Annotated in this window: 16 protein-coding genes, 1 tRNA gene and 2 pseudogenes; 12 read left to right on the forward strand and 7 right to left on the reverse strand. The window is 46.0% G+C overall.

The genetic code is table 11. From position 1 onward, the window contains the following. Window positions 1-21: 21 nt before the first annotated feature. The 4 genes and pseudogenes from EPE01S_RS09530 to EPE01S_RS09545 all read left to right on the forward strand — a co-directional run. Complete coding sequence (locus EPE01S_RS09530) at window positions 22-609, forward strand: YagK/YfjJ domain-containing protein (RefSeq protein ID WP_506256250.1); 588 nt, start codon at window positions 22-24, stop codon at window positions 607-609. Between the two features lie 102 nt (window positions 610-711). Then, window positions 712-918 (forward strand): helix-turn-helix transcriptional regulator, encoded by a 207-nt coding sequence (locus EPE01S_RS09535; RefSeq protein WP_062744407.1) that lies wholly within the window; start codon window positions 712-714, stop codon window positions 916-918. Window positions 919-1,302: 384 nt separating this feature from the next. Continuing rightward, on the forward strand, window positions 1,303-5,112 hold the full coding sequence (locus tag EPE01S_RS09540) for a CHAT domain-containing protein (protein WP_062744408.1): 3,810 nt from the start codon (window positions 1,303-1,305) through the stop codon (window positions 5,110-5,112). Between the two features lie 466 nt (window positions 5,113-5,578). After that, window positions 5,579-5,836: pseudogene (locus EPE01S_RS09545) on the forward strand (transposase); the annotation flags it as partial. Between the two features lie 237 nt (window positions 5,837-6,073). On the opposite strand, the gene EPE01S_RS09550 reads toward EPE01S_RS09545, so the two are convergent. Continuing rightward, window positions 6,074-7,120 carry an IS110 family RNA-guided transposase gene (locus EPE01S_RS09550; RefSeq protein ID WP_062744410.1) on the reverse strand — a complete coding sequence of 349 codons (1,047 nt, stop codon included), beginning with the start codon at window positions 7,118-7,120 and terminating at the stop codon, window positions 6,074-6,076. A gap of 76 nt (window positions 7,121-7,196) precedes the next feature. Here EPE01S_RS09550 and EPE01S_RS23915 point away from each other — a divergent pair. From EPE01S_RS23915 to dndE, 5 genes and pseudogenes are all read left to right on the forward strand, one after another. Then, window positions 7,197-8,034, forward strand: a pseudogene (locus tag EPE01S_RS23915) (IS3 family transposase); the annotation flags it as partial. 184 nt (window positions 8,035-8,218) lie between these two features. Beyond that, entirely contained in the window at window positions 8,219-9,304 is a 1,086-nt protein-coding gene (dndB, locus tag EPE01S_RS09565) for a DNA sulfur modification protein DndB (protein WP_062744413.1), read from the forward strand. Further along, entirely contained in the window at window positions 9,301-10,935 is a 1,635-nt protein-coding gene (dndC, locus tag EPE01S_RS09570; RefSeq protein WP_062744414.1) for a DNA phosphorothioation system sulfurtransferase DndC, read from the forward strand. Before dndB ends, dndC begins: the two co-directional genes overlap by 4 nt. Continuing rightward, entirely contained in the window at window positions 10,925-12,934 is a 2,010-nt protein-coding gene (gene dndD / locus EPE01S_RS09575; protein ID WP_062744531.1) for a DNA sulfur modification protein DndD, read from the forward strand. The genes dndC and dndD overlap by 11 nt, the downstream gene beginning before the upstream one ends. Next, entirely contained in the window at window positions 12,934-13,302 is a 369-nt protein-coding gene (gene dndE / locus EPE01S_RS09580) for a DNA sulfur modification protein DndE (protein ID WP_062744415.1), read from the forward strand. The genes dndD and dndE overlap by 1 nt, the downstream gene beginning before the upstream one ends. Before the next feature lie 70 nt (window positions 13,303-13,372). Here dndE and EPE01S_RS09585 read toward each other — a convergent pair whose 3' ends face one another. From EPE01S_RS09585 to EPE01S_RS09600, 5 genes are all read right to left on the reverse strand, one after another. After that, window positions 13,373-14,488, reverse strand: a complete 1,116-nt coding sequence (locus tag EPE01S_RS09585) for a ParB N-terminal domain-containing protein (RefSeq protein WP_062744416.1) — start codon at window positions 14,486-14,488, stop codon at window positions 13,373-13,375. A gap of 13 nt (window positions 14,489-14,501) precedes the next feature. Beyond that, window positions 14,502-15,749 carry a DGQHR domain-containing protein gene (locus EPE01S_RS09590; protein ID WP_072277439.1) on the reverse strand — a complete coding sequence of 416 codons (1,248 nt, stop codon included), beginning with the start codon at window positions 15,747-15,749 and terminating at the stop codon, window positions 14,502-14,504. After that, complete coding sequence (locus tag EPE01S_RS23410) at window positions 15,746-16,249, reverse strand: hypothetical protein (protein ID WP_157076005.1); 504 nt, start codon at window positions 16,247-16,249, stop codon at window positions 15,746-15,748. Before EPE01S_RS23410 ends, EPE01S_RS09590 begins: the two co-directional genes overlap by 4 nt. 605 nt (window positions 16,250-16,854) lie before the next feature. Continuing rightward, window positions 16,855-18,105: a tyrosine-type recombinase/integrase gene (locus EPE01S_RS09595; protein WP_062744418.1), complete on the reverse strand. Its 1,251-nt coding sequence runs from the start codon at window positions 18,103-18,105 to the stop codon at window positions 16,855-16,857. A 199-nt stretch (window positions 18,106-18,304) separates the two neighbouring features. Further along, window positions 18,305-18,389: transfer RNA gene (locus EPE01S_RS09600), tRNA-Leu, on the reverse strand. Window positions 18,390-18,745: 356 nt separating this feature from the next. On the opposite strand from EPE01S_RS09600, the gene EPE01S_RS09605 reads away from it, so the two are divergent. Beyond that, window positions 18,746-19,261, forward strand: coding sequence for a YjjA family protein (locus tag EPE01S_RS09605; protein ID WP_062744419.1), 516 nt, complete (start codon window positions 18,746-18,748; stop codon window positions 19,259-19,261). A gap of 160 nt (window positions 19,262-19,421) precedes the next feature. Then, the gene (locus EPE01S_RS09610) at window positions 19,422-19,838 is read left to right on the forward strand and encodes a hypothetical protein (RefSeq protein WP_062744420.1); all 417 of its coding nucleotides are present in this window, start codon (window positions 19,422-19,424) and stop codon (window positions 19,836-19,838) included. Between the two features lie 36 nt (window positions 19,839-19,874). On the opposite strand, the gene EPE01S_RS09615 is transcribed toward EPE01S_RS09610, so the two are convergent. Beyond that, window positions 19,875-20,654, reverse strand: coding sequence for an acetoin reductase (locus EPE01S_RS09615; RefSeq protein ID WP_062744532.1), 780 nt, complete (start codon window positions 20,652-20,654; stop codon window positions 19,875-19,877). A 200-nt stretch (window positions 20,655-20,854) separates the two neighbouring features. Between EPE01S_RS09615 and EPE01S_RS09620 the strand changes: the two genes are divergently transcribed. Then, a complete protein-coding gene (locus tag EPE01S_RS09620) occupies window positions 20,855-22,357 on the forward strand; it encodes a helicase HerA-like C-terminal domain-containing protein (protein ID WP_062744533.1) in 1,503 nt (500 codons plus the stop codon). Window positions 22,358-22,362 lie beyond the last annotated feature (5 nt).

The following is a 22,362-nucleotide window of genomic DNA, read 5'->3' on the forward strand; positions in this document are numbered from 1 at the left end:
TACTAATATCGGGGTGTATTAATCAACGGGGAGAAGGTCACAGGGGCCACAGCTTACATGAATCATCTCTATTCCCGTTATGCGAGATTATTAGTCGTTCGCTTAGATGTGTCCTGGGCTAAGCAATACGCGAAAGATATCACGGCTGAAATGGCAAAGGGAAACCGGCAGCAGCTATTTCGTAACATGAAAAGAAACGCGTTATTTCGTCATGTACTGGGGGTTATGTGGAAGCTGGAGTATGGCGTAGAGAAAGGCTTTCACTACCACATGATTTTTTTCCTTGATGGAAATAAAGCTCGCAGTGGGGTCACCATAGGCAGGCAGTTTGGTGAGTACTGGAAAAATATCATTACCGAAAATAAGGGCGTCTTCTTTAATTGCAATGCTGACGTTACTCGTTATGAGCAACCAGGAGTAGGCATGGTGAAGCACAATGACGAAAACATGCGTGAAGGCCTGGTGAAAGCCGTTACGTATCTGACCAAAGTCGATGCCTATGCTCGCCTGTCCCTGCCCGGGAACGTCAGGACCTTCGGAAGAGGTGAAATCAAGTCTTTCAAGATTAGGGGGCGTAAACGTACGAACAATCAGGACCAAGAAGGTTAGGCGCATAGCGTTTGTTAAAAGTGACATAACTGACACATCGTTTGAAGGAACACACGATTTTCACTTTCGAGTTCTTTCTCCCTTAACTAACGGAGAAAAACGATGACAACGAATAACAGCATTTTGAACGACCAGTTTGTAACGATGGCTTTCATCACACAGCTTACTGGTTTAACCGACAAATGGTTCTACAAGCTCATCCAGGATGGCGTGTTTCCTAAGCCCATTAAGCTGGGCCGCAGTTCACGCTGGTTGCAAAGCGAAGTAGAAGCCTGGTTACAGCAACGCATTCAGCAATCCCGCCCGTAATCCTCCCCCACTACGACATGTCTCTCAATGACATCAGGCCAGTATGGCCTGGAGATGCATCTATCAAAAGGCTATCACCGAGGACGGTACGTCAGTTACCGCTGAAACACAGCCATTGAGAGCAACGTATCATTGTTACTGCCCGTTCTATCTCAATCCTCTCTTACGAGCGGTCTGGGAAAACGAAAGAAACGAGAATTGTTATACCTCATCCTAAATTCTGCACCGCAGACATATTCAACATCCGATTTGCTGTATGCATACTGGAGTATCTTGATTTTAATCATAAACTTCTTGTCAAATGATTGCATCAGTTGAATGGTGCCTATAAGTTGTCACTTTGAAGATTTTTAAATCAATAATCGACAATTAAAATGGGGTTCTATGGAAGAGATTAATAAGGATTTGGATGATACGTTGACTGAGTTTGACCCTCATTCTTTATTTTCACATGGATTTGATGTTGGTAGCATGGATATTATCCAAGGTGGATGTTTTGATGATGTGATTGGGAGAACTCCAATTGCACTCTGGTGTGGTTTACAGCAAAGAGTTTTTGATGGCATTTTGGTTATTTTACCACCGCCATCTGCAACTGCACTGACGGATGAAGCAGTGATGGCCGCGCTACATTATGGCGTAGAAATGCTGACAAAAGCTAAGCCAACTGAGAAAGCAATCGCTTTTCTTGAAAGGGTTGTCAATGTAGTTGCTTGCCCTTCTTTGGATGCTGCGGATCTGGTTAATCTGATTGCAGCACAAGGTAGTAAGCAACTTATCGCGATTCCAGAAATCCAGAACTACCGTGATAATAATCTTCCACCACGGCCGATAATTGGTCTCTCTGCCGTGCTTACCTCACAAGATGTCTGGACACAACACGTCATATCTATTTGCCGGCAGGTGATGACGGAATTAAAAAATCATGATGCCTATGCGGTTGTGCATGTAGACGATAGTTGTATATTGACCGATAAAAACAATGAAATGCTGACTAGCATTGATGACTGCTATGTGGCATGCCTGTCATTCAAAAATGATAAAAAAGAGCTAGTTGATCAGCATGCACAGCGGTGGGTCACGCAAATCATGGGCGGGCTTACTGGGGAGGTTATGTCTGAGGTTGAAAACTTAAATTTACCTGAAATAAATCGGTTACATTTGCTCGCCCAACTCTATTCACGGGCAGGCAAGGATACTGAAACTATTAATATTCTGACACTTTGTGTTGGACACCACTCCTCTTGGAGTAAAGAAAATCTAGTCCAACTTGCTTCAATAGCCTATAAAGCAGGCAGTAAACCGTTAACAGAGACTTTCTTGCCAAAAGACATTAATGGACTTGCCTCACATAATTGGTTGGAAAAGGCGTTAGACATTGCAACAGATCTTCATAACAACGCTTTGATTGAACGTTATGATCAAGCCATGGAAGCACTCTTTACTCGCTCTGAATCACTCAGGGAGAATCGTGATCGTCGTTTACTAATGAACTGTCGCTTAACCCGCATGTCAAGAGAGCAGCTTTTTACTACCGCGGGGTTTTCGCAGCACCATCTCTCACTACAAAGCGAGATTTTCTCTGACCATCCTGTATATACTTCGATTGTCGAAGCCGCAAGTAGTTGGGGAAATGAATGGAGTGAACTTGCCGCGATCTGTTGTTGCACTCATGCTAACTCGGTTGAGAAGCCACGAGATGCTGCCGATGTTGCAAGCCTCATCACTACCTCACCACTCTATGGTCGCCAGGCCACACAGATAGTACTAACGTCATTGCGCAAAATGATGCTCACTGAAGATATTCGTCCAGAAGATCATGATTACTATCGCATTCCTATCCAGGCAGTGATTCGTTATCTCGCTCATTTCCCTAATGATAGTGATACACGGGTGCGTATTACCGAATTGCTATCAGTGGAGTCTTGCGGCGAGATAGGCATCCCCGCAATCACACTCACCATGTTGGACATTGCCAAAGAACAAATTCAAGGTATTTCTTCATCGCAGAATGATGTATCAGGTAAGGTTGGCGAAAATGAAGAGACGGAAGTGCCTGTTGATGAAGTACTAATGGAAAATCTTAAGCGTGCATTATCGTGGTTGGACACGCAGCGTGTAGTGGAATATGGAGTTACTGTTTTGCCAAGCGGTATGGTTGAGCACCCAGATAATTTAATCCGCCTTATCGCCCGATTGATTAATTACAGTGCGCCAGAAAGAGAAGACATTGACCTTAAATTCATGGAAAACATGGTGTCCGTGGTTTGTGCATTAACCCCGCATGCTGAATATGAAGTAAATACGGATTTAAAAGTTCTGCGTCTGCTAGGCGGACAGTATGCGGCAGCGTCTCAATTCCAACACGCTAGAAATTTTGCAGAGCAAGCTTTGCTCCTGGGTCTGGCGAACACTGAGCGTAAGCGCTTAGCCTGGCTAGCCTACGCTGATATTTATCAACGCTGCAAGGATCCTCTTCAAGCTCTGTATGGTCTTGCATGTGCTTTTGCCACCAACGGAGAAACAACTTCAGCAGATATGTGGCAAGAGATTTTTACTGCTACCCGTATTCTTCGCGATCTCGGTCTACTTGATCAGGCACGTGATTTACTTCCTTCATTGCGTATCTTGCTGGCAAATTTAGGCTTCGACCCTGACTGCGATCTAAGAATGCTTTCAATCGAAGAGAGTATTAATCTCAGTGCATCTACAAGCACTGACCCTATAACACTTACCAAAATGATGGCACGTTTAACAGAGGGATGCGAAAACGCTTGCAACGATAGAAGCGCATTAATGCCGTTAATTGTATTATTAAGCCAGGTTGTTCAGCAAGCTGACAATTTCTATGTCGACGTACCGAGCGAGACACGCTGTACATTGGCTCGTGGTCTTGAATTTTTAGGTGAACAGGCAGCTGAATTCATCTCAACGGTAGCCAAGACTGTACCAACCGCAGAGGCCATAATCCGACAATTCAATCTTATAGAAAGAGCGTCTTACGCAGGGGATGTGGCTAGAGATTACAGCATGATTGCAGTGGCTGCGCGCCGGTTACTAAATGCGCAGGCTGATGCCCCACGTCCAGCCTCTGAAAATGCACTGGCCATTGAGATTCTCGCGGATCATGCGGTCTCAACTACTTCCAAGCCAGACCCACTCGAGATCAACTGGCCGGTAGAGTACGCCCGAACGCTGAATACTAAGGGCGCTGAAGTGGTATTTTTGGGGCTAGATACAGCTGGTGAATTGGTTGTAGTGCATGTTTCACAGCAGAGTATTGTGCGTATTGAACAACCAATATACGCCCGCAGTTTTAGAAACCGTATGCTTACGTGGCTGGAAGCCTATCCGTACCAGTATGGATTGATTGATGCAGCCAACGGCAACAATGAGTTTTTTGCTGCCATGGAATCGCTAGATATACAGTTACCACTGGCTACTAATTTGCTGGTTATTGCCGAGCCTGAATTGCAACAACTCACACTCAACCTTGCGCTAATAAAGACGCACGATGACGACATGGGAGACTTTATCGGTCATCGCTCTGCAATTGGTATGGTTCCATCTTTAACTTGGCTCTCGAAGATCCGCCAGAGCCAGCGTAGCAATAATCATACACGAAAAGCTTGGATCTCCCATCAAGAAGGCCCTGATGGCGGCGGAACTCTAGGCGTTGCCTTGCAAAGATTAGAAGGAACGTTTGATGAGTTTGGTTTTTCTCTGGATACAGAGCAACGATTACCTGACCTGAGCAGTGCAGCGATTTCGGTAATCGTTGCTCACGGTGGATTGACGAAGTCGGGTCGCTATATTCATCGTATCAGCGATGAGGAGACATTGGTGGAGACGCCTGAAGCGTTGGCAAATTCCGTGAGATACTCTGACGTAGTTATTCTTTTTGTCTGCAGCGGTGGACGAATTGATAAAAATCCATGGAGTAACACAACTGTGGGATTACCCAAATTACTGCTAAATAAAGGTGCCAGAGCAGTTATTGCATCGCCATGGCCGCTGGATGTGAAGGTGACCTATCGTTGGCTTCAACCATTCTTAACCAAGTGGGATGAGGGTGCATCGTTGTTTGAGGCAACAAAAGCCGCGAATGATGATATTGCCCGTAATTTGGGAAACAGCCCTCAATATGCGCTAGCGATGACTGTGTATGGTGATGGATTTTTAACTAAGTCTTAGTTCATCTAAAAGTTGTGTTGATTTTAATAGCGGCCTTACTCATTAGTGAGGCCATTTTAAAATAGGAAAAGTACAAATGTTGATTTACACATTTAAAAATTAAATTTAAGGATATTTGATGGCTCGTTTTTTCCAGAAGATTTTAGTCCGGAATCATTGAACATAAACATTGAAGAGGTTTTTCCCGGTTGCACAGAGGTTTTTTATTATCCCTCACTCGAAAATCTGGAATTTGCAGGAATCGTGGCTAAAAATACAGAACTTTATCGAAAGCGTATCGTAAAATTCAATGCACAAGATGACTATATTTCTTTATTCCCCATTATAACTTTACCTTCCCATCCAGACTTTCTTAAACCTAAATATACTCAGATTGAAGAGCTAATATTGTAAGTATCCCACCAAAACGGCCCATTCACTTTTAGAGATCTTCCGACATACTAATTATGTCCCCGAGGAGATCGCTATGCGTAAAATCCGTTTCACCGAGCACCAGATCATCGCCGTACTGAAATCAGTCGAAGCTGGCAGGACCGTCAAAGATGTGTGCCGCGAGGCCGCTATTTCCGAAGCCAGCTACTACAACTGGAAGGCGAAATGTGGCGGGATGGAAGCCGCTGATATCAAAAAAATCAAAGATCTTGAAGACGAGAATCGTCGTCTGAAGCAGATGTTTGCCGATCTGAGTCTGGAATGCCGGGCGCTGAAAGACGTCATCGAGAAAAATGTATGGTTCGCCCCCGTTTTGCAAGCACACGATGATAAAAGCTGTTTGCGTTAATGTATCCGGCCTCTTGCAAGTCAGCTGCTTTTGGCAGCAAGGCCATGATGGAATAAGCGCGTCAGGTTCCCAATAAGCTTCTTAGGCTGTTAAAGCCGTTTTTTTGTCCCGGGTTTACAAGACGCCATTGCACAGTTTTGTCATCACATACCCTGCAAACTGGTAAGATTTTAAGCGAGTTCAGATTTCTCGTTGCTGTAAATAAAAAGCGCCCGGCCGTGTCATGACAGCCCAGATAATTCGGGCAATTTTGTTCGCCAGTGCGACAACAACCTTATTGCGGTGTACACCGCGCTCTTCCATAAGTTGTACCCACTGTCCCAGAAAATTTGTTGTCCTGTTCAAATGCAGAACACAGGTTCGGGCTCCATGGATAAGCAGTTTTCTCAGGTAAGCATTGCCACGTTTACTCATATCTAATAAACGTTGCTTGCCTCCTGTTGAGTATTCTCGTGGTACAAGCCCCAGCCAGGCAGCTAAATTGCGCCCTGATTTAAATTGTTGGCCATTACCTACAAACGCCGTCATTGCCGTCGCTGTCAATTTCCCTACACCGGGAATAGACGTCAGCCTTTTAGCTATTCCATCTGCATCAGCGATAGACTCAATCTGGCGACGTAAGTGCAACAGTTTTTCCTCAAGAGACCGATATTCCTGCCAGAGATCAATGAGTATATCCCTCATTGATGGACTCAGTTCGTTTTGCTCGTCAGATAACAGAGAAGGCATATCATGTGTAAATTTGGCAATTCCACTGTGGATAGTTAATCCGTATTCCAGGAGAAATGCCCTGGCCTGATTCACCACCGCTGTTTTATGAGAGACCACGCGTTCTCTGATCCGATGTAATGCCTGTAGATCGAGCTGTGCCGTTGTTTTTGGTATCACTGTCCGCATAGTAGGACGAGAAATGGCTTCGGCTATTGCTTCAGCATCAATCAGGTCATTCTTGTTTGATTTAACGAAAGGTTTTACAAATTGTGCCGGGACGATGCAGGGCGTATGTCCAAATGATTTAGCCTTTCTGGCCAGCCAATGGCAACCCGGACAGGCTTCCATTCCAATCGTTGTTTGGGGTAAGCGGGCTAGATATTCAATCAATTTAACGCGGGTAAAACATCGCCTAATCAGGATATTTCCTTTATCGTCCATCCCTACTACATGGAACGTATTTTTACCGATATCAATACCCATTCGGCTAAGGGACTGTGCTTTTGTTCGTGACATAACACACCTCCAATATAAGGGCTGACAGCAAGTGCAATTTTAGCAAGTTGAGTGGGGGCGAAACATTCCATTAGCTTTAAAACCAGCGATAAAGCGTGAGCTCGTTAGTTATCTGACCACGCAGTTTACGATGAGCATACGCCAGGCATGCAGGACGTTATCGCTGAGCAGGACGGTGTTTCGTTATCAACCGAATACACGGCGTGATGAAGCGGTGATCCAGAGGCTGACCGAGGCGGCTGAACGCTATCCCCGCTACGGATTTAAGAAGCTTTTTCAGGTGCTTCGCAGGCAGGGGCACGTCTGGAACCACAAGCGCGTACACCGGATTTACTGTCTGTTGAAACTGAATTTTCATCGGAAGGGTAAGCAACGCTTGCCGGTGCGTAATCCGGCTCCGCTGGCAACGCCGGAAGCACTCAACCAAAGTTGGTCGATTGATTTTATGCACGACGCGCTGGACATGTGGCCGACGTTTTCGGACTTTCAATGTCGTCGATAATTTTAGTCGTGAATGCGTGGCGATCGAGGTAGGCCAGGGACTTCGCGGTGACGATGTGGTCGCCGTGATGGAACGGATCAGGCAGACACAGCAACGTGCACCACAGCGGCTACAGACGGACAACGGCAGCGAATTTATCTCGAAAACGCTGGATCGCTGGGCGTATGAAAACCGGGTAACGATGGACTTCTCACGCCCCGGGAAGCCCACAGATAACGCCCTGGTTGAGTCATTTAACGGCAGCCTGCGTGATGAATGTCTGAACGTGTACTGGTTCCTGTCACTGGAAGATGCTCAGGAGAAGATCGAGCACTGGCGGCAGGAATATAACCAGTACCGACCACATTCCTCGTTAAATAACCAGACTCCGGCAGAATTTATCCGAAGCCTGCAAACAGGCCCGGATCTCTGATTTATGCTGGCACCGATATTGGGAAGGGATCATGGTAACTTACTGTATTTCAAAACATCTAATATCAAAAAACAAGCATAGAAGTAACATTAAAAAACAAAACAACTACGTAATAACAGATGACATCACCATAGGAAACGTTTATTTTTACGTAAAAACCACTTGGTAGTTAGGTAACGTTATTATGGCAGCCTTTGATACTGATTATTGCTACTCCTTTCCAGCGGTGAGAGGGATCCAGGCAGGTCGCCCCTTCTACATCGCCACTTGCCCGATGAGAATTATTCCCAAAATCTTCAGTTTCGACGAGAATGAAGTACCGCCTGAATTGCGCGCGCAAAGAACGCTTAACAAAGCTCGCATTCCAGAGATGGTTCGCTACTTACTTGAAAATCCAAGTGATTATGTTTTCTCAGCTCTAACTGCCTCCATTGCAGTTGATGTGCAATTTGATGAGTATTCTGGGTCCAATAATCTAGGGACTTTACGAGTGCCGATGGAAGCACAAATTTTGATCAATGATGGTCAACATCGTAGGAAAGCGATAGAGGACGCTCTAGAAGAACGGCCCGAGCTGGGACAAGACAACATCCCCGTTTTATTTTTTGTAGATGAAGGACTTAAACGCAGCCAGCAAATGTTTGCTGATTTAAATAAATACGCAATTAGGCCAAGCCCATCTCTCGCGACACTCTATGACCATCGAGATATTAGTTCGAATTTATCACGATACCTCGCAATGAATATCGAGCCTTTCATCGGGTTGACTGAAATGGAAAAATCCAGCATCAGCAAGTTTTCCAATAAGCTATTCACTCTCAGTAGCATCAAGCAAGCTACGCGTTCCCTACTAGGGAAAGATCCCAAGGCCAACGATGTAGAGCAGTGTTCTGACCTTGCAGCCCAATATTGGCAAGCGATATTTCACGTCATGCCAGACTGGCAACTAGCTGCAAAAAAAGAGGTATCTCCTGCACAGCTTCGCCAAGAGTATGTCCATGCGCACGGTATAGGGCTACAGGCCCTAGGGTTGCTAGGAAATTGCTTGCTTTCTGAACACCCTGATTTATGGCAAAAAAAAATAGCGACACTAAGAGAATTTGACTGGCGAAAAAGTAGCCCAGATCTAACCAAACGCGCCATGCAACATGGTAAACTTAGCAAAACTACAGCTTCTATTCAGCTTACCTGTAATGCTCTAAAAATCGCATTAGCGCTCCCCCTTTCAAATGAAGAACAAGAGCTAGAAGCTCAAATGGCTATCTCATGAGTAAACTAATTCAGGCCCACGATCTGGCCGATTATGAAGACTTCATCAATGAAGAAAACTTTGCTGGGAGACCCCTGGCAGAGTATGTATCAGAAGTGCAACGTATCTATTGTGCCGATAAGCGCCCGTGGGTAATTGGATATAGCGGAGGTAAAGATTCCAGTGCTGTCATTACCCTAGTATATCTCGCGCTGTTAGGATTACCGCCTGCCATGCGGCAGAAAGACGTGTTTCTTGTTTCATCGGACACTCTGGTAGAAACCCCTGTCGTCGTCGATTTGATCAAGAAAACTATGTTGCGAATTGAAGCTGGTGCAAAACGTGCTGGGCTACCAATAACACAGCATTCAGTCATGCCGAAAACTCATGAAACCTTCTGGGTTAATCTACTGGGTAAAGGTTATCCGGCTCCAACTCGTAGTTTTCGCTGGTGTACTGAGCGAATGAAAATCAACCCGGTCAGTGATTTTATCAAAGATAAAGTCAGCCAGTTTGATGAAGTCATCGTGGTACTCGGTTCACGCAGTAGCGAAAGCGCATCCCGCGCGCAGGTTATAGCCAAACATAAAATTGATGGCACACGGCTGGCGAGGCACACCACTCTCGCTAATGCCTTTATATATACCCCTATTGATACCTGGGACACTGAAGACGTATGGAAATTACTTCGAGGTGCATTCCGTTATTGCCCAGATGATATCGATGAGTGGGAAAATCCATGGGGGGGTAACAACCGCCCATTGTGGACGCTGTATATGGACTCTTCCGCGCAAGGGGAATGCCCACTTGTTATCGATGACAGTACTCCATCTTGCGGAAGTTCTCGCTTTGGTTGCTGGACCTGTACTGTTGTTACAAAAGATAAGGCGATGGAAAGCCTGATCCAAAATGGTGAAGTATGGATGTCGCCGTTGCTGAAATACCGGGATCTTCTGGCATTCACCACCGATCCTGTAAATAAGGACACTTACCGAAACTATAAGCGTCGTAGCGGCAAGGTTAGCTATCAATACGCTAAAGACGGTGAGGAAATAAGTGCTGAACGCAAGCACGTTCCTGGTCCTTACTGGATGAAATACCGTCAACAATGGTTGAAAGATCTACTTGAAATTGAACGAGATATGAATGCTCAGGGTCATACCATCACGTTAATTACTCAACCTGAACTACATGCAATTCGTCAGGAATGGTTGAAAGATCCTAATGAACCCGACTGGTATGACACTTTGCCTGGTATTTATCGCGAAGTGTACGAGAAGGATTTAGATTGGGTGGTAGATGACCAGTCGCGATTTGATGCCAGTGATGCTGACTTACTTATGCAAATAGGCCAAGGATTTGATGTCGTACCTGAGATGGTTATGAAACTGATCGAGCTTGAAGTATCGATGGAGGGTCTTAGTCGCCGTCAGGGTATATTTGATAAACTCGGCACAATCCTTAAGCAGGATTGGGGTAGCCTGGAAGAAATCAAACAGCAGCAGTTAGCGTTGCAAACTCGCAATGACCGTGATGTTCATCAGGAAGAAGTTATGAAACTGGAGAAGGAACTTCAGGAACTACAACGCCGAATTGTTGATGCTGGTGAATTCCCTGTTCTTGGTGGTGAGGAAAAAGAAAGTGTTAATTAAGCAACTCGTGCTGAATAATTTCCGGGTATTCAGCGGTTCCCATACCATCGACCTAGCGCCAAGAACTCGTTCCCATGAGGCACATTCTCGCCCAATTATTTTATTTGGTGGTTTGAATGGTGCGGGGAAAACCTCGATTTTATCTGCCATCAGATTGGCTCTTTATGGTCGATTAGCTTTTGGTTCTTCCACACAGCAACAGGACTACATTGAGCAACTGAGCGAGTTGATTCATCACGGTGCTGAAACTACTCAGCGCCCAGAAGACGCAATGATCGAACTGACATTTACCTATAACAAAGGCGGTCAGGAGTCAGAATTCACTGTTACCCGTAGTTGGATCAAAGGAAAAAAAGATAAACTTTCATTGCAAGAGAATGGGCAACCTCGTAGTGAACTGGACTATGACCAATGCCAGGGATTTCTAAACGAGTTAATCCCTCATGGTATTGCTGATCTCTTCTTTTTTGATGGTGAGAAAATTGCAGAGTTGGCGGAAGATGAATCCGGAAATATTCTGAGAACTGCTGTACGTCGTCTGCTGGGATTAGATCTAATCGATAAACTGCGCAATGACTTAGTGATATTTGTTAAGCGTCAGCAATCGAGCCAGTTAGAAGGCTCTCAACAACAGCAACTGGCTGAGCTTGAGGATCAAAGCAAAATGCTGTCTCATCAGACAGAAGCATTGCTAGAAAAAGCAGACTTCGCGAAAATACGAACTGATTTTCTTTCCAAAGATATTAGTCGATATGAAGGCATGTTAAATGCACAAGGCGGTGCATTTGCGCGGACGAAGACACAAGAAAAACAGAAAGTTGAGACGCTGTTAAAAGATAAAGAACGTTTGGGGAAGGAATTACGACATGAATGTGATGGTTCTTTACCCTATGCTCTCGCCCCAAACATTTTATCACGCCTATTAAACCGACTTGCTGAAGAAACAGAGATTAAGCAGACGAAAAATTTCGAGAAAGAGCTTAGTCTTTTTTTATCTCAGCTTAAAAATGATATTTCCTTACGTTCCAGCAGCGAGAGCAGCACAAAAAAAATTGCCACTGAAGCGATTGAAGACAATTTGAAAGAGTATATGTCTGCTAAACCTACAGGGGATTTACTATTTGATATCTCTGAGCGTGAAGTAGGTGTATTACAGCAATCTATCAAACAAGACAGTAAGAAAGCCTGGAAACGGTTTGAGCTTAATCGCAACCAACTAGCAGAGATAGAACAACAGCTGGAGCAGGCAGCTGCAAATATTGCACGAGCACCGGAAGATGATCAGTTGATCGACATTTTCGAGAAGCTGCGGGACCTTGATCGCCAACGGGAAGCTGAGCGACAAAAATATCGCGCCCTTCTCGAAGAGGCAAAACTGACTAAACAACAACAGCTGGATTGTGTCCGTCAGATACAAAAAGCACATGACTCAACCAGAAATCAACATAGCTTTAGCAGCGCATTTAAGAATGCTCAAGAGACGATCAATTTACTGGACCGCTATAGTGAAGTATTGACGCAGGCCAGAGTCAGAACTCTGTCAACGAACTTTGAAGTGGCCTACCGAAAGCTGGCACGTAAGGAGGACCTGAAACTTTATTCACATATCAACCCGGAAACATTCGATATTGAGCTAGTTGATGAAAAAGGCACTGTCATTAACCGCAAGCTTCTTTCCGCTGGTGAGAAACAGATATACGCCATCGCCATACTCGAGGCGCTTGCTAAAACCTCTGGTCGTGACTTACCAGTGATTATTGATACACCGCTAGGCCGCCTGGACTCTCAACATAGGGATAAATTGATTAACCATTACTTCCCTTATGCCAGCCATCAGGTTGTTCTGCTATCTACCGATACAGAAGTCGATGAACGTTATTTTGTCGATCAGTTGCGTGATGATATTTCTCATGCGTATGAAATCGCATTTAACACTCATACAAAATCATCCTCTCTTAAACCAGGCTATTTCTGGGAATTAACCAAGGAGGCTATTTAATGCTCCCAAATAGAATGCAACTCAGCCGTCAGACTGAAGACCAGCTTAAAAAGCTAAAAGGATATACTGGGATTACGCCCAATGTCGCAGCTCGACTGGCATTTTTCCGCTCGGTGGAGAGTGAGTTTCGTTATTCTTCTGAACGGGATAGTAAGAAGCTGGATGGCTCGCTGGTGCTGGATAAAATAACGTGGTTGGGAGAAACACTACAAACTACGGAATTAGTACTAAAGATGTTATATCCAAAGCTAGAGCAGAAAATGCTTATTAAAGCATGGGCGGCACATGTAGAGGATGGCATTGCTGCATTAAGGAACTATAGATCTCTGAAAGATTTATCATGTGCGATAAGTACGAATGGTTCGTGATAAATAAATACCACATAATTTCTTTCATAAAAACCACCTCAGAAGAGGTGGTTTAAGGCTTTAAATATATTTAGTTAGTTGTTGTTACAATTTTTGCCATTTTTTTTCTTTTATCGATTATATCTGACAATTTATCTAACTCAGAAATAAACTCAATCCCATCGTCAATTAAAACAGATTGTGGTAAGTTTCCAAGTAACTCTCTAGTTGTTAAAATTATCCTTCTCCAATCTTTCGGTTTAGGATCATTTTCTGTCGCTTTTACTCTAGCTTCCTCAATTGACAATGTATGGGTCTCAAAATCATCAATTAAAGAACTGTGATGATTTTCAATCAAATAAGAAATGCTTTTAATTTGTTTAGGATCATTAATTCGACGAGCATTTTTATTTTCTTCATCGGGAGTAATCCACGAATAAAATCTATTTAGGTTATTCAAGTCCTTAAAACACTTGTCATTCTCACTCCAAGAAAGCCACTCCTTCATTGCACCACTTCTAAGCACTTCCTCAAATAAAGAAAAATAATCATTACGCGCTTTTGTTGAGTATTCTTCATGGCATCGCATCTGCAAGAGAGCTTTATACGTTCTATACAGTCGCCCAGTAGCTTGGGCTGATAATCCAAATTGTTGCCCTACAACACCTAATTTTTTATTCTCTTTATCGACTTGCTCTGCAACTAATTTAGCTCTCTGAGCCGGCTCCCAAGATCGAATACCGCTAATATGCCTAATTCCTTGTAGCATCCATGATATATCATCCTTACCATCACCATTATATATAAGAACCTCAATTTTATTTGTTTGTTCAAATAGTCTACTTAACAATTTATCATCTATATCCTCTCCTGATACTTCATCATTAGAAATGTCGTTTCTAAGTTTTATTAATGACCTGAATCTTCGATTCCCTTCCACAACAACATATTTACCCTCCACCCCAGAAATTGGACGCACCACAATTCTGTCAAGCAAGAGAAACCCATTCCTTAGAATACTATTATAGAGATCATCTATCCCATGCAGATCTATTTCTTGTTTCGCCTTTGATTGTTTTTGATCATCAACAATATTTTTTTCTTTTACTGTCGTTCGATTTGAATGAGTCCAAAACCTCGGATTATTAGGGTCTAAAAAGATATTATCAACTGGAATTTCATTACAAACTATTTGATCCATATACATAACAATACCATCCTCACTCAATTATTTTAGTCGGTAATATCACTGGGCCATCCTCACCTAATGCTTTTGCATATGAGGCGCTCAATTTATCTATATTAACCGGAAGACCCACTAAATAAGTCAATAAATCCGTCATTGTCTTTTTACCAGTTGATATCATTTTTTTCCTATCTGAGTCCCAAATAACACCTCGGTATGGATTTGAATTAAGTTGAGTAGGTAAACATGATAATTTTAATATCGCTTCACTTAGAGAAATATCATGATGTTTTGCATACAAAATAACTACGTTTGTAAATATCAATAATCCCATAGGCCTATATAGAAGATGCCCTCCGTGTTCTCCTCTATATTTTTGAGTTACTATGGCTGGCTCCTTTGATATGAACAACTCTTTAACTTCATGGAAAACATTAGAAATAGATTCAAAATATTTCTCAGCATAGCTATAAAAGTTATCTAACTCATTATCTGATGGGCGATAAAATCGAAGCCTTACATCATTTTTATCGCCTATTTTATATTTGAATATGATTTTTAATATATCATACAAATTTGAAATGGTTGTGAGACAAACTCTATTTGTTGACGGGATATTTTCACTTGCATTGATTAGAATCTTAGGTGATGAGAACCAATTATTTGTTTCTATCAATCTACGTGAAATTATAGCCATTGTATCATCTTCATCCAATGCGATAATATCACTTTTCTTTACTGGCTTTGCTGTTTTATTTAGTGTGGTAAATAATCTCCTTGTACGTTCTCTTTTTTTCTCACTATGAGCGATGAATATAACCGGAAGTCTTTCTTCGCCAAACTTAGATTTATTAGATATAGCTTTCTTAATGCCAGCCAACCTATGTTGCCCATCAACAGCAAAAATACGTTCTTGCCCAGACAAACTTAAAAAACCTATAGTATCATTAATATCTTCATTCAGAAGCTCATTAAGATTTTCATTATTTGTGGCTTTAAAATTATTGATCTCTAACCATTCAGGGCAACCATCATAAGTAGCTAAAACAAGAGAATTAAAAAATCTTTCTTTCGTTTTTTCAAGATACAATGCTATATGTTCAGCCCTTTGACCTTCAAGACTACGTTGAATCATCTTTGATAAAGCATTATCATTATGTATATCTTGAGCATATTCGACTCGCGCTGCCAATTCAGGAATAGGCATTAAACAAGAATAGTATACCCAATCCCCTATAAAGCCTCTCAGTGCTGGCAGTAATAGTTTTTTTGTATTATTCAAAATGCGGCTCTCCTTGCATGAGATACACTAGCTTCAAAATCTCTGTCATTAACGGGAGGTCTAATTGCAGATAAGAAAGCTGTTTCAATTTTGCTAAGACTCATCCTTTTATCCGGAATGGGTACGAAACTAAAAAAAAGATCACCTTTCCATCGTTCTAACATATTGTAAACTCTTGGCCTTTTTTGTAGCCCCAAGTATTGCCCATATCTTTTGTAAAGATTACTGCCAGAATCATCACCAGTAATTCCCATATAGAGAATATATCCATGTTCAGGAAGTGGGGCAGGATCTAATGCTACAGTGAAAACATAGATCCCTCTTTCTTTTGGTATTAAAGGACGATTTCCGCTTGTAAATCTAAAGCGGGTCCATGTCATAGGACAAGTTGCTTGAAATTCTCGCCATTTCATTAAATCTAAATATACCGACCAAAGATTAGCTTTGTGATGGTCTGTATTGGCAAGAAGATCATTATAACTATGTTTATTTATACTCACCATTTTTCCTTCCGAAATATGCCATCAAGACTTTAATATAAAGAATTAATAATTAAACGAAACTGGCCTCCCACATAAACTCAAAACCATTTCGGAGCGGGATAGTTCGAAAGCTAATTATATGCTTTTCACTAAAAATACCTTGGTGCCTGAAGATCGACCTTCATCCTTGTATTGGTACGCTACCGCCCTCAGGTATAGTACCTGCCTTACATATTGCTCATTATGTACAACACACTGAAAATGTTCAAGGATAGGTATTCATTTCAACTTTGCCAAACTAACTGAAGCCAACACCATTATCTTTAAAGAGGAAATATCCAGTACTTTAGTAGGGGAGAGCTAACTGGCGAACCATTGCAGTTAGCTTTTCTTTGACATCTTGTAGGTAGAAAGCTTAAAGGAATTGCTAAATCACGATCACATATTTAGCTGACCTGTTCCCCATTCACACACATTGCATTTATGTAATGCTTAACCCATCTAGGTTATCGCACCGGCCTTATAGTTAGCCTATTACTGAAGGTACTCTTAGGCCTAGAGCAGGATCTTTGCTCAACTTTATTCATAAGATGCAGCTCGTAGCATCATTTCGTTGAAGACATCTAATTCTTCCCAAAATCAAACGGACTAACCCCCTTCTCCCGATTCGCATCCAGAAAATCAGCCCACCATTGCAACATCAGCCTACGCTCATCCAGATGCTCCGCCTTATGAATGTAAGACGCACGCACAGAGTTCCGCTCTTGATGACTCATCTGCCGCTCAACCGCATCCTTCGACCATATCCCCGACTCAATCAACGAACTACATGCCATGGTTCTAAAACCATGTCCGCAAACTTCTACTTTCGTATCATAGCCCATCACCCGGAGTGCATTGTTGACCGTGTTTTCACTCATCGGTTTACGCGGGTCATGATCGCCAACGAAAATTAAATCGCGATTACCATTTAGGCGTTTTATTTTCTCAAGGACTGCAAGGGCCTGACGAGATAACGGTACCAGATGCGGCCTTCGCATCTTAGATCCACGGTGAGAATGCTTAACACCTTCCAATGGTTCGCGATCTGCCGGTATCGTCCACATGGCTGTCTCGAAGTCGATTTCTGACCAACGGGCGAAACGCAGTTCACTTGAACGGATAAAGACCAGCAGCGTCATTTCTATAGCAAAACGAGTGAGCGGTCGGCCGGTGTAGGTGTCGATACGGTGAAGTAGTTCAGGAGTACGGCTAAGTTCTAAGGCGGGGCGATGTTGCCGTTTTGCTGTAGCGACGGCTCCAGCCATTTCCTGCGCTGGGTTGTAGTCGGTCAAACCACTTTGTACGGCATAGCGCATGATTGCGGTGGTGCGCTGCTGAAGACGTGAAGCAACTTCAAGACGACCTGACTTCTCTACTGCTTTGATAGGTGCCAGCAAATCGCGAGTTTTAAGTTCGGTGATATTGTGTTTGCCAATGGCCGGGAAAAGAAAGTCTTCCAAGGTTTTCAAAACTCGGGAGCTATGATCTTTTGACCACTTTTTATTAGTCGCATGCCATTCTCTGGCAACCACTTCAAAGGTGAAGACTTCTTTAGCCAACTCTTCTTTTACTGCTCGCTTTTGTTCACGAGGATCGATGCCTGCCGCAACCAGTTTTCTGGCAGCTTCTCGTTTATGCCTGGCATCAGCCAAAGATGTCTCTGGGTAAACACCAAAGGCCATCAGGTGCTGCTTACCGCCGAAGCGAAAGCGAAAACGCCAGTATTTGGAACCGTTAGGGTGTATCAACAAAAACATGCCATCGCCGTCTACTAGCGAGTATTCCTTTGCTTCAGGTTTTGCCGAGCGCACCTTGGTATCAGTCAGGGCCATGATGGTATTCCTTCCATATGCTGCCGTGAGTATATAAGCGTTATCGAACCAGCATATATACTCAGTTCTATACTCACAAGCATGTTGATGTGGGGTAACTCAGATTGACGTCGGTTGACTGAAAAGCGGGGCAAAGCCTTGCGGGGACTGGATTTTAGACATAAAAAAAGACCTCCGTTGAGGTCTATTTACATACTGTTGGTGCCGAAGGCCGGAATCGAACCGGCACATCTTTCGATGGTTGATTTTGAATCAACTGCGTCTACCGATTTCGCCACTTCGGCACTGAAGGGTATGCGGAAAACGTTGTGGATTATACCGTTACCCTCTGCATACGCAACCCCCTTGCGCATGTGGTGTGTCTGAATGCTGAAAAAACACCCGCGTGGCGTGTCGGGTGCCCGCAAAGAGTGTCGCTCCTGCGGGTCGTGCTGGCGCCATGCCGGGGTGGGAGGGGTGCTTCACCTGTTCCCCGTTCGGCAAATTTTCTGCCTGGGCAGATAATTCTCAATCCTTGCACCATAATGGCTATGTGACGCCGCGTGGGGGAACTCCCCCGCTATCTGGCAGTCGGAACGTACAGATCCGTCGCGCTGCCGGGCAGGCGGCGTGCGTCACGTCACACTGAATGGGTATATCAATGAAAGCAGCAATGAAATGGGTTCTGGCTTGTTCTGTTACTACCGCGCTGTTCAGCGCCACAGCAGGTGCGGCCAGCTGGCAGGATCAGCTTAACTCTGCCGCCAGCGCGCTGGGTCAGAACGGCAGCAGCACCACCAATACCTCCGGCGCTAACGCCGCGCCAGCCGGGAACTCGCTGGGTGCACTTACCGGCCTGCTGAACGGCGGCAGCCAGTCCCTCAGCGCCGGTACCATGACCAATGCGGCGGGCGTGCTGCAGTACTGCGTGCAGAACAATATTGTCGATAATAATGTCTCTTCAGTGAAGGAGCAGCTGCTCGGCAAGCTGGGGCTGCAAGATACGCAGAAACAGCAGGAAACCACCGATTATAAGCAGGGCCTGATGGGTCTGCTGAATACCGGCAACAATCAGCAGGTGAACCTGAAAGCGCTGGGTGATACCCCGATGGGCAAAAAGGTGAAAACCAAAGCCTGCGACCTGGTGCTGAAGCAGGGTAAACAGTTTATCTCGTAACGTCTCTCTAAAGGCGGTCAGGCTGTCCCCTTACCGCCTTCTTCCCCTGGCCACCGCTGTGTGGCCTTTTTTTATTGCCGCCCCCCGTTCTTCATTCTTTCTGCACAGTGTTTGCTTATGGTGAGGTTCTGCCGCTCCGGCTTGCCTACGGGAAAATACGATGAAATTCCGGGTACTCACCGCGTTATCCGCTATCCTGCTGACCGGCGTCTCTGCCAGCGCCCAGGCGGACAGCTGCCGTAAAAATATATTTGATGGCTATGACTGCACCTATGATAACGGCACCACCTCCACCAGCCGCGCCAACATCTTTAACGGGCAGGATGTGACCTACAGCGACGGGCGCACCTCGTCCAGCCGGGCCAATATTTTTGGCGGCCAGGACACGCGCAACAGTGATGGTTCAACCTCGACCAGTCGTGAAAACATCTTTAAGGGCCAGGACACAAGCTACAGCGACGGACGTTCGTCAAGCAGCCGGGAGAACATCTTCAAAGGCCAGGATACGCACTACAGTGACGGCACGACCTCAACCAGCCGTGCCAATATTTTTGAGGGTCAGGACACCCAACACTAAGCGTCGGGCAGCCTGTTTATGGATGCTGACCGGAACTCAACGGTAGACCAGCCCACCGTCAATCAGCGGTGCCTGGCCCGTCATATAGTCGGCGTCCGGTCCGGCAAGGAAGGAGACGAACGCCGCCACGTCATCCGGGGTCTCGGCGCGCCCCAGGGCAATGCCGGAGACGTACTTCTCATAGGTTGCGCCCGGCGCTGCGCCCGTCTCTTCCGCCATACGTTTATCAATCTCCAGCCACATATCGGTACCCACCACGCCGGGGCAGTAAGCATTCACCGTGATGCCGAACGCGGCCAGCTCTTTTGCTGCCGCCTGGGTCAGCGCACGCACGCTGAATTTGGTGGCGGAATAGATCCCCAGCAGCGCAAAGCCTTCGTGCCCGGCAATCGACGAGGCATTGATAATTTTGCCCTTCTGCTGACGCGCCTTAAATTTACTGGCCGCCGCCTGAATGCCCCACAGCACGCCCTGCACGTTGATCTGGAAAATTTTTTCCACTTCCTCGCGGGTGACCGACAGCAGGTTTTTGGTCTGGCTGATACCGGCGTTGTTGACCATCACGTCAAAACCGCCAAGCTGCTTTTCTGCCTGCTCAACGGCAGCAAATACCTGCTCACGCTGGCTGACATCAGCGTTGATAAATATGGCGCGGCGGCCAAGGGCGATAATCTCTTCCGCTACCTGCCGGATTTTATCGTCATTAACATCCACCAGCGCAATATTGGCACCATCGCGCGCCAGTCTTAATGCAATACCGCGTCCAATTCCCTGGCCCGCCCCGGTGACCAGCGCCACTTTTCCATGAATCGACATCGTGTTACCTCGCTGAAATGAGAAATCCGCTTTCAGCATGCGTCCGTTTTTTGCAGGAAAACTGACTCTTTCGTGCCTTTCAATGTATTACTATTGATTGCAATGACTTCAGGCATGATTGTCGCTGATCCGCGTGCACAGGCTGCCTGCTATGCTTACTAACCTATTTTCCCGCTTCACAACCAAAGGGATACTGGATGATGACCGAGCCGCTGCTGATCGCTCAGACCACTGAACACCAACTGCACCTGCTGCCCGCCATGGCCAACCGTCACGGGCTGATCACCGGGGCCACCGGCACCGGCAAGACCGTTACGCTGCAAAAGCTGGCGGAAAGCTTCTCCAATATCGGCGTGCCGGTGTTTATGGCCGATGTGAAAGGCGATCTGACCGGGATCGCCAAAGCCGGGGCGGAGTCAGAGAAGTTACTCGCGCGGCTGGCGAAAATTGGCGTGACGGACTGGTCACCGCAGGGCAATCCGGTGGCGCTGTGGGATATCTTCGGCGAACGCGGCCACCCGGTGCGCGCCACGGTGTCCGACCTCGGGCCCCTGCTGCTGGCCCGCCTGCTGAATCTGAACGACGTACAGAGCGGCGTGTTGCAGATTATCTTCCGCGTAGCGGACGACCAGGGCCTGCTGCTGCTCGACTTTAAGGATCTGCGCGCCGCCACGCAGTATATCGGCGAGAATGCCAAAGCGTTCCAGACCCAGTACGGCAACATCAACAGCGCCTCGGTGGGTGCCATCCAGCGCGGGCTGCTGTCGCTGGAACAGCAGGGAGCGGAGTACTTCTTCGGTGAGCCGATGCTGGATATCCAGGACTGGATGCGCACCGATGAAAACGGCAAAGGGGTGATCAATATCCTGGCCTCGGAGAAGCTGTACCAGATGCCGAAGCTGTACGCCACCAGCCTGCTGTGGCTGCTGTCCGAACTGTACGAGCAGCTGCCGGAGGCGGGCGACCTGGATAAGCCTAAGCTGGTGTTCTTCTTTGATGAGGCGCATCTGCTGTTTGACGATGCCCCGGCGGTGCTGCTGGATAAGATCGAGCAGGTGATCCGCCTGATCCGCTCCAAAGGTGTCGGCGTGTGGTTTGTCTCACAGAACCCGTCGGACGTACCGGATGCGGTGCTGGGCCAGCTGGGCAACCGCGTGCAGCACGCCCTGCGCGCCTTTACCCCGAAAGACCAGAAGGCCGTCAAAGTGGCGGCGCAGACCATGCGTGCCAATCCGGCGTTCGACACGGTGGCGGCCATTCAGGAGCTGGGCACCGGCGAAGCGCTGATCTCCTTCCTCGATGCTAAAGGCAGCCCGTCAGTGGTACAGCGTGCGATGGTGATTGCACCCGGCTCACGCATGGGCCCGGTGACTGACGATGAGCGTAACGGCCTGATCAACCACTCCGCGCTTTCCGGTAAGTATGAAGAAACCATTGACCGCGAATCCGCTTACGAACGGCTGCAGAAAGGCATGCAGGAAGCCACCGACAACAGCAGCGCGCCACCGGCCAGAGGCGAAAGCGTGGCGGTGGATAACGGCATTCTTGGCGGGCTGAAGGATATTCTGTTCGGCAGCACCGGGCCACGCGGCGGTAAGCACGACGGCATGGTCCAGAGCGTGGCCAAAAGCGCCGCACGGCAGATCACCAATCAAATCATTCGCGGCGTGTTAGGCAGCATTATGGGCGGAAGGAAAAAATAGGACGC

The organism is Erwinia persicina NBRC 102418, from assembly GCF_001571305.1.
Classification (GTDB): domain Bacteria; phylum Pseudomonadota; class Gammaproteobacteria; order Enterobacterales; family Enterobacteriaceae; genus Erwinia; species Erwinia persicina.

Excerpts from the sequence above, each read along its gene's own strand:
- EPE01S_RS09535 (WP_062744407.1), top strand. The coding sequence starts at position 712 with ATGACAACGAATAACAGCATTTTGAACGACCAGTTTGTAACGATGGCT.
- EPE01S_RS09540 (WP_062744408.1), top strand. The coding sequence starts at position 1,303 with ATGGAAGAGATTAATAAGGATTTGGATGATACGTTGACTGAGTTTGAC.
- EPE01S_RS09550 (WP_062744410.1), bottom strand. The coding sequence starts at position 7,120 with ATGTCACGAACAAAAGCACAGTCCCTTAGCCGAATGGGTATTGATATC.
- dndB (WP_062744413.1), top strand. The coding sequence starts at position 8,219 with ATGGCAGCCTTTGATACTGATTATTGCTACTCCTTTCCAGCGGTGAGA.
- dndC (WP_062744414.1), top strand. The coding sequence starts at position 9,301 with ATGAGTAAACTAATTCAGGCCCACGATCTGGCCGATTATGAAGACTTC.
- dndE (WP_062744415.1), top strand. The coding sequence starts at position 12,934 with ATGCTCCCAAATAGAATGCAACTCAGCCGTCAGACTGAAGACCAGCTT.
- EPE01S_RS09585 (WP_062744416.1), bottom strand. The coding sequence starts at position 14,488 with ATGTATATGGATCAAATAGTTTGTAATGAAATTCCAGTTGATAATATC.
- EPE01S_RS09595 (WP_062744418.1), bottom strand. The coding sequence starts at position 18,105 with ATGGCCCTGACTGATACCAAGGTGCGCTCGGCAAAACCTGAAGCAAAG.
- EPE01S_RS09605 (WP_062744419.1), top strand. The coding sequence starts at position 18,746 with ATGAAAGCAGCAATGAAATGGGTTCTGGCTTGTTCTGTTACTACCGCG.
- EPE01S_RS09610 (WP_062744420.1), top strand. The coding sequence starts at position 19,422 with ATGAAATTCCGGGTACTCACCGCGTTATCCGCTATCCTGCTGACCGGC.
- EPE01S_RS09615 (WP_062744532.1), bottom strand. The coding sequence starts at position 20,654 with ATGTCGATTCATGGAAAAGTGGCGCTGGTCACCGGGGCGGGCCAGGGA.
- EPE01S_RS09620 (WP_062744533.1), top strand. The coding sequence starts at position 20,855 with ATGACCGAGCCGCTGCTGATCGCTCAGACCACTGAACACCAACTGCAC.